The organism is Paraburkholderia elongata (genome assembly GCF_013177735.1).
Taxonomy (GTDB): domain Bacteria; phylum Pseudomonadota; class Gammaproteobacteria; order Burkholderiales; family Burkholderiaceae; genus Paraburkholderia; species Paraburkholderia elongata.
The window spans coordinates 1-10,818 of sequence record NZ_WOEZ01000328.1 but is presented as its reverse complement, the minus strand read 5'-3'; the positions used below and the strand labels follow the sequence as shown (position 1 = coordinate 10,818).

General features: G+C 61.9%; 10 protein-coding genes and 2 pseudogenes. 4 read left to right on the top strand and 8 right to left on the bottom strand.

Annotated elements, in window-relative coordinates; genetic code table 11:
• Positions 1-622 precede the first annotated feature (622 nt).
• The 3 genes and pseudogenes from GNZ13_RS50440 to GNZ13_RS50430 form a co-directional block, all read left to right on the top strand.
• Positions 623-1,504, top strand: a pseudogene (locus tag GNZ13_RS50440) (IS3 family transposase); the annotation flags it as partial.
• A 536-nt stretch (positions 1,505-2,040) separates the two neighbouring features.
• On the top strand, positions 2,041-4,083 hold the full coding sequence (locus tag GNZ13_RS50435) for an alkaline phosphatase family protein (protein ID WP_172178947.1): 2,043 nt from the start codon (positions 2,041-2,043) through the stop codon (positions 4,081-4,083).
• Between the two features lie 229 nt (positions 4,084-4,312).
• The gene (locus GNZ13_RS50430) at positions 4,313-4,564 is read left to right on the top strand and encodes a GntR family transcriptional regulator (RefSeq protein ID WP_172178946.1); all 252 of its coding nucleotides are present in this window, start codon (positions 4,313-4,315) and stop codon (positions 4,562-4,564) included.
• Positions 4,565-5,228: 664 nt separating this feature from the next.
• Here GNZ13_RS50430 and GNZ13_RS50425 read toward each other — a convergent pair.
• From GNZ13_RS50425 to GNZ13_RS50410, 4 genes and pseudogenes are all read right to left on the bottom strand, one after another.
• Positions 5,229-5,447 carry a hypothetical protein gene (locus tag GNZ13_RS50425; RefSeq protein WP_172178945.1) on the bottom strand — a complete coding sequence of 73 codons (219 nt, stop codon included), beginning with the start codon at positions 5,445-5,447 and terminating at the stop codon, positions 5,229-5,231.
• Positions 5,444-5,883: pseudogene (locus GNZ13_RS50420) on the bottom strand (SET domain-containing protein). The gene GNZ13_RS50425 and the pseudogene GNZ13_RS50420 overlap by 4 nt, the downstream one beginning before the upstream one ends.
• A 175-nt stretch (positions 5,884-6,058) precedes the next feature.
• On the bottom strand, positions 6,059-6,265 hold the full coding sequence (locus GNZ13_RS50415) for a hypothetical protein (protein ID WP_172178944.1): 207 nt from the start codon (positions 6,263-6,265) through the stop codon (positions 6,059-6,061).
• A 201-nt stretch (positions 6,266-6,466) separates the two neighbouring features.
• Positions 6,467-6,730 carry an HU family DNA-binding protein gene (locus GNZ13_RS50410; RefSeq protein WP_172178948.1) on the bottom strand — a complete coding sequence of 88 codons (264 nt, stop codon included), beginning with the start codon at positions 6,728-6,730 and terminating at the stop codon, positions 6,467-6,469.
• 838 nt (positions 6,731-7,568) lie between these two features.
• Here GNZ13_RS50410 and GNZ13_RS50405 point away from each other — a divergent pair.
• Positions 7,569-7,760 (top strand): hypothetical protein, encoded by a 192-nt coding sequence (locus GNZ13_RS50405; RefSeq protein ID WP_172178943.1) that lies wholly within the window; start codon positions 7,569-7,571, stop codon positions 7,758-7,760.
• A 259-nt stretch (positions 7,761-8,019) separates the two neighbouring features.
• Here the strand turns inward: GNZ13_RS50405 and GNZ13_RS50400 are convergent, their stop codons facing one another.
• The 4 genes from GNZ13_RS50400 to GNZ13_RS50385 form a co-directional block, all read right to left on the bottom strand.
• Positions 8,020-8,385: a hypothetical protein gene (locus tag GNZ13_RS50400; protein WP_172178942.1), complete on the bottom strand. Its 366-nt coding sequence runs from the start codon at positions 8,383-8,385 to the stop codon at positions 8,020-8,022.
• 83 nt (positions 8,386-8,468) lie between these two features.
• Positions 8,469-9,374, bottom strand: a complete 906-nt coding sequence (locus tag GNZ13_RS50395) for a hypothetical protein (RefSeq protein ID WP_172178941.1) — start codon at positions 9,372-9,374, stop codon at positions 8,469-8,471.
• Between the two features lie 11 nt (positions 9,375-9,385).
• On the bottom strand, positions 9,386-9,607 hold the full coding sequence (locus GNZ13_RS50390) for a hypothetical protein (protein ID WP_172178940.1): 222 nt from the start codon (positions 9,605-9,607) through the stop codon (positions 9,386-9,388).
• Positions 9,608-9,612: 5 nt separating this feature from the next.
• Positions 9,613-10,668 carry a DNA-binding protein gene (locus tag GNZ13_RS50385; protein WP_172178939.1) on the bottom strand — a complete coding sequence of 352 codons (1,056 nt, stop codon included), beginning with the start codon at positions 10,666-10,668 and terminating at the stop codon, positions 9,613-9,615.
• Between the last annotated feature and the right edge of the window lie 150 nt (positions 10,669-10,818).

Sequence of the window (10,818 nt, the reverse complement as noted above, 5' to 3'; positions counted from 1 at the left end):
GGGTCCAGACGGGTATCCATACGCAGAATCGTACGGCTGGGCATACCCACCATCTCCATAACCCGGTGCGACTGCGCAACTACTCACACTTGCTGCGATGCCAAGCATTGCAATAATCCTAAGCACGCTGTTCATCCTAATGGCGAGTTGAGGGAGCGCTTTCGAAGAGCGAGGACTTATCGCCCTCGATCGTTCCCAGTCCCATTATCGATATCTGCGTCTGATGTAGGCATGGCGCGAAAATGTCATTTTTGACATTTCAGGAAACGCGCATCGGCCCACGCCCGATGTGAGCATGCCGCCGAGGGAACGTTTAGGGTCAGCGGGCCGACGGACAGCCTGCAGCAGCGATCCGGGGGGGCGTGTGACGAGCGAGCGGGGATGGCCGACGGCAATACATCACCCGACGCGAAAGCGGGCAGACTTCCTCATGGCCTCTCCTCACCAGAGAGTTTGCAGAACCATCTATACGGAAGGAAAGCAAATGAGTGCAGCAATACGGGCGCGTGCACCTTCCGGCGTGACGTGGAACGGCATCGATTGGGCCAATGTTCAATGAGCTTGCCCGCAAAAAATGGATCCCTTGCTGAGTGTGTAAAACTCACGCAAGGAGGAAGGAAAGATGGGTAATGCGAGAGCACGGTACACGCAAGAATTCATGATAGAAGCCGTGCGCATGGTCTGCGGCGGCCAGAGCATGGCGGCGGTGGCAAAGATACTGGGCATCAGCCCGAAGACGCTGCACAACTGGGTTAAGGCCGATGCCGCTGGCAAGCTGAACGGCGCAGGCAAACAGATCTCTCCCGAACAGATGGAGATTGCCCGGCTGCGCGCGGAGTTGGCACGCTTGAAGATGGAACGCGACATATTGGAAAAAGCCACGGCGTAGTTCGCAAAGGTGTCGGATTGAAGTACGCCTGGATTGAGCTCCACAGCCGACAATGGCCGGTTTCCCTGACCTGCCAGGTGCTGGGTGTCAGCCCCAGAGGTTACCACGCCCGCGAGGCCCGGGACGTCGATACGGAGCGTCCGCGCCGACGCATCAGCAACGACGCCCTGCTGGTCCACATCAAGGCCGTGCACGCTGAATCCAAAGGCGAGTACGGCTGGCCTCGCGTGTGGAAGAAGCTGCTTGCCCAGGGCATTCGTGTCAGCAAGGATCGTGTCCAGCGGCTCATGAAGCTGCACGGCATCAAGGCGAAGACCAAACGCCGCTTCAAGGCCACCACCGACAGCAACCACAACCTGCCGGTCGCGCCAAACCTGCTGCAACGCGACTTCTCGCCCGCTCGCCCCGATCAGGCCTGGAGTACGGACATTACGTACATCCGGACTGACGAGGGCTGGCTGTACCTGACCGTCATCCTCGACCTGTTCAGCCGTCAGGTGGTGGGCTGGTCGATGCAGCCGCACATGCGTACGGAACTGGTATCGGACGCGCTGCGTATGGTTCCGCCGCCGTCCAGAAGCGGGCCTGATCCTGCACAGTGACCGCGGCAGCCAGGGCGGATTCAACCGGTCGTCGAAATGAAAAATCAGACGAAGAAGTGGACACCTGCTGCCGAACAGTGCCGATTTTCGTTAGGCCTATCGACGGTTCGCCCGCTTTGCGCTAACAACTTTCGCGCGGTCGGAGAGTGCCGGTTAGCCGGATAAAGCGACACAGACCCAGAAAAGGCTAAAACCCCGCGTCGATACGCATGCTGAAACGCTTGAACCGGCCGACTACTTCGTTAGACGCGTTGACTCACCGATGTTTAGGGAAGGATTTTCGCTGTGCTAGCGTCGTTTTGGTAAAAACTGAATTGACCCAAACAGCAAAGATGGTCACAGGATCCGCGCCTGGACAGTCGAATCCTTCTCAGCCTGCAGATTGAAGGGATTGGCGGTATTAGCGAACCTGATCATGTGCCATGGTTGCGCAAAAAATTCGCGTCGAACAGCGCGGGTAGAAAGGCAATTGAAGCGTTACTGTCTCGCCGCAGTCATGCTCTGTAAGTAAGGTTGTGAAAGGTGGTCAAGCTTACTAACGGAGCAGAAATGAAAAAGCAGCGAGCGTCCGAGCGACGCTATGTTTCAAAAGTCCCAGCCGTTCTCGCGGCATGCGCTGGCGTCGCCGCGCTTGCGTTCGCGGCATCTCCCGGCACCGCCGCGGCGAAAGATCAAGACAACGAATCTTCCACGCAAACGCCAATCAAACATGTGATTGTGATCGTCGGTGAAAACCGCACGTTCGATCACGTGTTCGGCACGTACAAGCCGGCGAACGGGCAGTCGGTGCAAAACCTGCTGTCGCAAGGCATCGTTAACGCGGATGGCTCGCCGGGCCCGAACTTCGCGAAGGCGCGCCAGTACCAGGCCACAGTGACGGGAACGACGCAGTTCGCGCTGGCGCCATCGATCAAGAGCCCCTACAGCACGCTGCCTTCGCCGAACACCGGTGGCACGGCTACCGCGGCGAGCGACACGTCCGGCTCACCGTACGCAACGTACAACGCGGCCGCACAGGCTGAGGGCACAGAACTCGAGACGACCGATATCGGCCAGTTGCTGACCGGTGCCTCCGGCTTGCCGACAGGCGCAAAGGACACGCGCGTCGCGAACTACAACGAACTGCAAAACGGCCCTTACCCGCTGCAAACGCCGCAGCAATCATCGCTGTATGACGCGTACTTGGGCGGTCCAGTGCACCGCTTCTATCAAAACTGGCAGCAGTCCGACTGCGATGTGTCCCACGCCACCCGCGATAATCCGAGCGGATGTCTGATGGACCTGTTCGCGTGGGTCGAGACCACCATCGGCGCAGGCAGCAACGGTAGCGCGCAACTCACGCCATTCAGCGACCAGACCACGAAGGAAGGCTCAAACGCGCTGGGCTTCTACAACGCGAGCAAGGGCGACATGCCGTATTTCACCCGGCTCGCACGCACTTATACGATCAGCGACAACTATCACCAGCCGGTGATGGGCGGCACGGGTGCGAACAGCATCATGGTCGGCGCCGCCGATGCGTACTACTACACCGACGGCAACGGCCATGCAGCGGTCCCGCCATCGAATCAGATCGAGAATCCGAACCCGCTGGCGGGCACGAACAACTGGTACACGCAGGACGGCTATTCGGGCGGTAGCTACAGCGACTGCTCGGACACGAGTCAGGCGGGTGTCGGGCCGATCAGCAAGTATCTGGCGTCGCTTTCGTACCATCCGAAGATGAACTGCGCGCCGCAACATTACTACCTGCTGAACAACTACAACCCGGGCTACAACGGCGATGGTACGGTGCTCGACAGGACAAAGTCGCCGTTCACGATCCCCCCGTCACCGGTTCGCACGATCGGCGACACGTTGCTTGAGCGTCACATTCCGTGGAAGTACTACGGCGAAGGGTGGAACACGTTCGTCAGCAACCCGGCGACGAGCGTCTACTGCAACATCTGCAACCCGTTCCTGTACGAGACGTCGATCATGACGAACCAGCAGGTCCGCGATACGCACCTTGCCGACACAACCGACTTGTATGCGGACATCAGCGCGGGCAACCTGCCAGCGGTATCGTTCGTCAAACCGGGTGGCAAGCTCGACGGGCATCCGACATCGTCAAAGTTCGGCCTGTATGAGGCGTTCGTGCATAAGATCGTCGATGCAGTGCAGAGCAATCCGAAGCTTTGGGCCAGTACCGCGATCCTGATTACTGTGGACGAAGGCGGTGGCTACTATGACTCGGGTTATATCCAGCCAGTCGACTTCTTCGGCGATGGCCCACGCATTCCGATGATCGCGGTGTCGCCCTATTCGCAGGGCGGGCGTGTCGCGCACGGCTATGCCGACCACGCATCGCTGGCGAAGTTCATCGAACGCAACTGGGGGCTGCCGCCAATCACTGATCGCAGCCGCGACAACCTGCCGAACCCGGTCCAGCGGAACAACAACCCGTACGTGCCTGTCAATGCGCCGGCGCTCGGCGACTTGTTCGACATGTTTAATTTCGATTCGGGTCATGGTCACGGCGGCGATAACCAGCAAAACGGCAACGCGAATGCTGAAGAGCCGAGCGGCGCCAAAGGGGCGATGCCGTTCTGATCGGCTTGAGCCGCGCGTGGCGGGCTAGGTCACGCATCACCGCGCGCGGCAATTCTTTGATTTGAGGAGCCCGTTCCAGTAAACATGCTGCGAACGGGTTTTGCTTGACGGGAAGAACAGTGTGGCAATCGCGCGACTGGGGGCGTTCACTAGCGTGGCGATCGCTAGAAAATCCGTTACTCCTCGCGGGCGTGAAACGATAGTAAGTCGCTATCGCTGGAAGGCCAGCATGAACAAATCCATTTTCCAGCTCGCCCCATGGGCCGGACCCGCGTACCTGGCTTTGGCCGATGCCATCGAACTGGCCATCCGGGCGGGTTCGGTTCAAGCCGGGGACAGACTTCCTCCACAGCGAATGCTGGCTGATTTCCTGGGGCTACATGTAAATACAGTCAACCGTGCCTTCCGCGAAACGAGGCAACGTGGGCTCACGAGCGGCAACAGGCGCCATGGAACTTTGGTACTTGCCTCATCGCTATAAACGGCTTTGTTACGTTAAATAGCGACACATACACGCGACGCGAATGGCCGTTGTTTGGGGATACTGTTGAAAAAGTCGTAGCGCGGCGCCCTAACATCATGAGCGAAAAATTCGACCTCTCAGATCGCCCCACAAACCGCTCGCGAGCATTGGCTAAGGGTAAAGCGACCCATGAAAACCGGGTTAGAACGACCGTCACCGACTTTTTCAACAGTATCTGGGTGTAGGCGACGCTCGAACGTCTGCATTGATGCGCGGGCGAGTGACCGTAGATGGTCGAACTCGATCCGATGCGCGACGTGCCCGATCGATTGCCGGAGGCCGCTGAACCGTCTTGGGTGATTGGCAGAGACCGCCAGGTCGTCCGATCCTGCGACGTTCACGAAAACAGTGGCAGGGATTCGACAGCGGGTTGACCTTGACGGCGCGCAGGGTTCGATCGACAGGGTCTTGCAGTAGCTTTGTCGCTGGCCGAACCGAGCCGCCGGGTCAAATCCGACAGCGCTCTGCAAACCGATGTGCGGGCTGGCATCTCCGTCAATGCCTGTTCAAGCCGGTCCAGCAGTTCCCGCAGACTCGCTTCTCCTGCTCCCTTTCGCGCAAACTTCCTCTTCTGCATAAGGCCGCTCCCCTATAGCTGTCGACATGCGCGCTGGCACCGACGTCACCACCAATCGTCAAGCTCCAGCGAAATCTGTTTCTTCGCGTTTGCGCCGGGAGCACCGTCGGATACATTTCCCTTTGGCAACGGTGGCTTCAGCACATCGAGATGGAAAACCACATCCACGCCGAGCTGGACGAATCCATCATTCTCCCGCTTCGGGCTCGCGGCGATTTTTGGGATAGCGTTGCTGCCCACTTCCTCTTCCGCCCCGCTGTTCACGCTGCGTCGGCCAGCATCGAATGACGACAGTTCGCCGCGGCGCACCGACACGCGTACTGCGCCCGGACGTCTTCATCCAACGGATCGTCAGTGGCGAGCAGATACTCAATGAACAGTTCTTCACCGGCCCCGATCGGCCGGAGCGTGTGGATGAAAATCCGTCCCTCATCCTCGATAGTCTCGCAGTTCGGGGCACAGGCGTGATTGAGCCAGCGCGCGCTGTTGCCGCCACGGCTGCCATCGATCACGCGGCCGTCCGACAGACCAAAAAAAACGTATGTCCTTCGACGCCTTCACGCTGGTGACGGCGCACCGCATTTCGCCACGAGGTGATTTCACCCTTGTACTCAAGCACGCGCTCGCCCGCCGCGAGCGCCTGCATTGCAAACACGCCTTTGCCGTGAACTGGAGACCGCCGGACAATCACGCGCCGCATATTCTTTCCTGTCCCGAATGTCTGCGCCAGTATACGAGCAGCAAATTTCCGCATCCAGTGTGATGGGATGAGCACGCTCTTGCCAAGGTCGGGCATATCGAAGCTGGAGAGTCGAGGTATCTGATCCGCAGGCATCCCGGAGTGACTGACCGATCGCCCACGAAGAGATCCAGCTTCAAAAAAGCTGATTACCCAGCTCACGCAAGCTGACCCACTTCACCGTGCTCACAAAGGTCCTGCCTGTGACGTCGAGCGATTCGATCATCGCGCGTTGCCCGCGCGCTTCCGCAATGACGCGCACGATGCGCGTCCGGTAGCGCAGTAACGCACCGATCGTTGGGCACGAGATTTCGCGCCCGGTCCGCGATCGTTTCTTTTCCATACGGCTATCTATCTAGACACGCAGCGAATCGAAGGGCCGCGGTACGTCGAGGCATCTCGCACTGATGCTACCAGGCCGGCTGGCCGAGATCCAGGCCCTGTCCGATCACGCCGTGCCGTTGCTGCCGCCAGCACCTGGAGCGGCTACCCTGCCGGCAGCGGCGCCATCGGCAGAAATCCGGCCGATGGCTGGCGTCCGGTCTCAGGCGCCGTTCACCGCATCCTTGAACGCCTTGCCCGCCGTGAACTTGACGGTCTTCGCGGCCGGGATCTGGATCTCGGCGCCGGTCGACGGATTGCGGCCGACCCGCGCGGCGCGTGCGCCCGTCGAAAACGATCCAAAGCCGATCAGCTGCACGGTGTCACCTTTCGAGACGGCGGCGGTGACTGTGCCGATAAATGCATCGATCGCCTCGCCGGCGGCCGCCTTGCTGCCACCCGTCTTCGCGGCCACTGCGTCGACCAGTTCCTGCGTTCATTGCTTTTTCCTCGTTGAGGTTGTGGAGATGTCGTCACGCTACCCGGCGCGCCCTTACGCAATCGGCGCGCCCTCGCACCCGATTCACGACACAGGCCAGGCGCGCACGTGAAAGCGTGCCCGCCTCAAGACGCCGCCATGAAGCCGGGTCTGCGCGCCGGGTCTCCTCTGCTGTCGATCGCCCGTCTCAGCAGCATGGATTTGATGACCAGGCCGGGCGCAGCCCGCTCCGGCGACGCGCCAGCTAGGAAATGCGGTCGCTCCCGGCGCGCCCGCGCGTAGCCTCGGGTACGTCGGGTACGTCGGATGGAGCACCCGCTGCGGGTCCGCGCCATTTGCGTCGGCGCCCGGCGTGCTGTCCGGCGTCCGGGCCGCATCGCAGTGGTCCGGTTGCGCGCACGCCGGCTACCTGCCGGTGCCCAGCGTCATCACGCCAGGTGTGATCCGGCGCCGTCATCCGGTTCATATCAGGGCCAGTGTCCGCAAATGAAGGAGTTGATAGCTCTGACTTTCATACCCTCCCCCATTGACCGGAACTGCCATGCGAGTGGCTTGAGCACGGTGCCGCTTTGCGAAGGGCGTCCATCCAGGATACGGGTCAGGTCCCATGCCTCGGTGATCGGCGCGCTTTCGCGCAAACATGGATGGGGCGCCTCGAGCCCGCAGGCTACCTCAAAGGGCAAAGCAAACAGGTCGCATCATTTTCAATGCTGATAAGTCGTATTATCAGCATTGCATTTAATGGGCTAAAATGGGGGCAGGGCGCATCACGCCCCGCTGGCTATGGCCGTTCCGTCGCTGGCATCCCCGAGATAACGAGGCGTGAATGTCACGAGTGCCGGTCGATGTCCGTCAGCTGCTCAGGGCCACGGCGGCGAGCCTCTGGGCCACCTTCCAGGAGAGCGCCGCCAGCGCCCGCCCGGACCACAAGGGCGACCCGCGCGAGGCGCGCGTGCGGCAATTCCTGCGCGAGCGCCTGCCGTGCAATGAAGTAAAAGTAAAGGCGTTTCGGAAGTAAAAGTAGCAACAGCACATTGGACGCACATCCCGTGCGTGCGCGTAAAACCGTATTGAATCTGTCAATGTTGCGACAATGAAATGTGTCACTTCGCGCAGATCCAGCCTACCGACGCCGTGACATCCTTGTTGCACAAAGACTGCGACGTGAACGAAATAATTGTGTCACCGTCGGGCGGCAGAGGCAGCGGCGTTTCGTTGAGTGTCGCGCCCCTGCGGCGAATTTCCGGGTTCGTGCGATCGTCGGATCGAAGAAATCGTTAGACGCCCACTAGCCTGATCCGACGATCATCGTTCATCTGGACGAGCACCTTTCGCATGGCCGTCACCTCCTTCTCGTCGACCTTTCGAAGATCCAGCTCATAGATGCGCAGGCTGGTTGTCAGGCGTACTACGGCTGATTTTCGGTCAAGGCAGAGTTCTTCCAGCAATTCCTCATTGTCTTCCACGTACCGCTCAAACGAAACGCTCACGCCTCGCTCCCAATCTTCCAGCAGGTGTTCATATTTCGGCGTGCGCAGAAGGGTCAGACTTTCAATCTCACTCGGATCCGCTGGGTCGATGACTGCAAAGGACACAATCAAGTCGTCCCCGTTCTCGGTCGAGATAAACGCGACGGTTTCCATAATCTCCGATCCATGATTTCCGCAGCCACAAACCATAATCATCGCACTGCGACCACCCCTTCGTGTCGAAGAGCCCCTTCCCCTCACCGATGCTGCACTTTGCGCGTCGCCATATACGCGTCAAACAGGCCTGCATGCAGCCGGCTGAGTTCCTGGCGCAGGTTCACCAGTTCGCGCTGTTCACCTTCATGTTCCCGGCGCAGGATCTCACCCAGCAGCGCCATCGCCCGCGACGCCGCCTCGTCGCGCTGCACGCGCGCCTCGCCCAGCCGGGCCGCCAGTGCCGGCTTGACCACCAGCAGCCACGCGGGAAACCAAGCGTAATCGTCGACCTCGCCCGCGCCCGGAAACTCCGCATCGAAGCGCCGGCGTAGCGCGTCAAGCGAAGCGTCGCGGAGCATCGGCAGTAGTGCCGCGAACCGCAGAGGTGCCAGCCACGCCAGTTCCGCGAGCAGCGGCCATGCGGCCTCCAGTCCACCTGTCCGGTAGCGCACCTCGGTCATCCACGCGAGGGGCGCCGGGATGCGCCACCACGATTCAATGCCTTCGACCGCGTCACTCGCGGCCGCCGAGTCGCCCGCCAGCAGCCACAGCGGTGCAGAATGGCTGTCGGCATCGGCATGGAGAAAGGCCAGGGTCGCGGCCCGGTCGGCGAGCGCTCGCCAGCAGGGTGCGAGCCATGCGTGACCGGTCTGCGCGGGCAGCACCCGCCGGGCGGCGGGCACCACCTCGTCCTCCATGTGACGGCGGGCGATGGCGAGCGCCGCGTGATCCGCAAAGGGCGCCGTCGGTGCACTTTCGAGTTCGCACACCAGCACGCTCATCGCGGGCAGCGCGCCATCGTCCGGGTATTCGCCGGCGAGCAGCGCCAGTGCCGTTCGCGCCGACACCGCATCGCGCCGCTGCAACTGCTCCAGCACGTCATTGCGCAACATCACGTCACGGCTGTCGGCAAAGATATCGAGTTGCTGCATGGTGAGTTGATGCATGGTTTTCGCGCTCAGAAGAGCTGATCGTGAAGAGCGGTCAGGCTAGCCCATTTCACCGTGCTGCGGAAGGCGCGGCCCTCTTCGTCCACCGACTCGATGATCACGCGCTGCCCGCTCGCTTCGGCGATCACGCGCACGATCCGCTCGCGGTAGCGCATCAGCGCGCCAATCGGCGGGCAGGCCGGGGCCTTGCGCCCTGTTCGTCTTTTCCGCGGGCGGCTGTTGTTTCCCATTTCATCTAACTCCGCTTGCGGCGTGCCGCCGTCTTGCCGGATGGCATGGAGGCGGCCGGCGCCTTGCGCGGCGGGCCCGGTGTCCGTGCAGGACGGGCCGCGGTTGAGCGTGCCGTGACGGCCTTCGCGCGGACTGGTCGCGCCTCGTAGGTATCCGCCTCGCGCGTTGCCGCCAGCTGTTGCTGCAGCGTCGCGTTCGCGGCCTGCGCGGCATCGAGCCGCCCCTGCAGCACCCCCGTCTGGTGGCGCGCGTCACCGAGCTGCGCCTGCAGCGCCTCGACCGCACGACGATGGTCTGCCTCGCGCCGGTCGGCCCGCTTCGTCGCCTCATCGAGCTCTTTCTGCAGCTTCACGGCCGTGCCGCGCTCGCGGTCGATCTCGAGCAGCGCGCGCTTTTCCGCGGCACGCAGGCGCTCATCGGCCCGCTCCGCGGTGGCGCGCAGCTTTTCCAGGTCCCGCGAGAACCCTTCTCTCACCTCCACAATCTCGCGATCGCGCGCCGCCAGCGCCGCGCCGATCCGCTCAAGTTCTGCCGCCAGCGCCTGTCGCTGCGCGTGCCCTTCGGCCTGCGCCCTGTCCAGATCCCGCACCTCGACCTGCGCGGCCAGCAGCGCGGCGGTGCGCTGCTCGAGCGCCGTCTCGACGCGAGCCAGTTCGTCGCGGGCGGCGGCGACCGCCTGCTGCGCCTCCGCGCGCTGCGCCTCGACCTCGTCGCGCAGCGCGTCGAGCGCGATCCCGGCTGATGCGCTCGCGCGGGTCCAGAGCGTGGCGACCAGTTCGCCGGCGGCCGCGCCGAGATCGGCCGGCAGATCAGGATGCTCGATGCGCACCCGGCTCCTGTCGCGCAGGTCGGTCCAGAACTCCCCCAGCACCTGGGTGGGCGTGCCCATGCTGCCGCGCCGGACCAGCTGGTACAGCCGGTTCGCGGTCGGCGTGATGCCGTAACGGAAGAACAGCAGCGCGCAGACCTCGCGATACAGCTCGCGGGTCTTCGGAAACGCCACCTTCAGGCGCCCGATCTCGGCGGCCAGCACCGCGTCGGGGGACAGGACGTCACTCATGAAGTTTTCACCGGTGAATTTCCTTGTATATTACTACGTAAACCGGCTTGTTTCTGACGCTCTCCTGCTATAATTTTGACATTAATGGTATAATGTTGAATTTTTAAAGCCTGTTGCGCGCCTGATTACGTCCCGCCCAGCCACCCGGAC

Excerpts from the sequence above, each read along its gene's own strand:
- GNZ13_RS50435 (WP_172178947.1), top strand. The coding sequence starts at position 2,041 with ATGAAAAAGCAGCGAGCGTCCGAGCGACGCTATGTTTCAAAAGTCCCA.
- GNZ13_RS50430 (WP_172178946.1), top strand. The coding sequence starts at position 4,313 with ATGAACAAATCCATTTTCCAGCTCGCCCCATGGGCCGGACCCGCGTAC.
- GNZ13_RS50415 (WP_172178944.1), bottom strand. The coding sequence starts at position 6,265 with ATGGAAAAGAAACGATCGCGGACCGGGCGCGAAATCTCGTGCCCAACG.
- GNZ13_RS50405 (WP_172178943.1), top strand. The coding sequence starts at position 7,569 with ATGTCACGAGTGCCGGTCGATGTCCGTCAGCTGCTCAGGGCCACGGCG.
- GNZ13_RS50400 (WP_172178942.1), bottom strand. The coding sequence starts at position 8,385 with ATGGAAACCGTCGCGTTTATCTCGACCGAGAACGGGGACGACTTGATT.
- GNZ13_RS50395 (WP_172178941.1), bottom strand. The coding sequence starts at position 9,374 with ATGCATCAACTCACCATGCAGCAACTCGATATCTTTGCCGACAGCCGT.
- GNZ13_RS50390 (WP_172178940.1), bottom strand. The coding sequence starts at position 9,607 with ATGGGAAACAACAGCCGCCCGCGGAAAAGACGAACAGGGCGCAAGGCC.
- GNZ13_RS50385 (WP_172178939.1), bottom strand. The coding sequence starts at position 10,668 with ATGAGTGACGTCCTGTCCCCCGACGCGGTGCTGGCCGCCGAGATCGGG.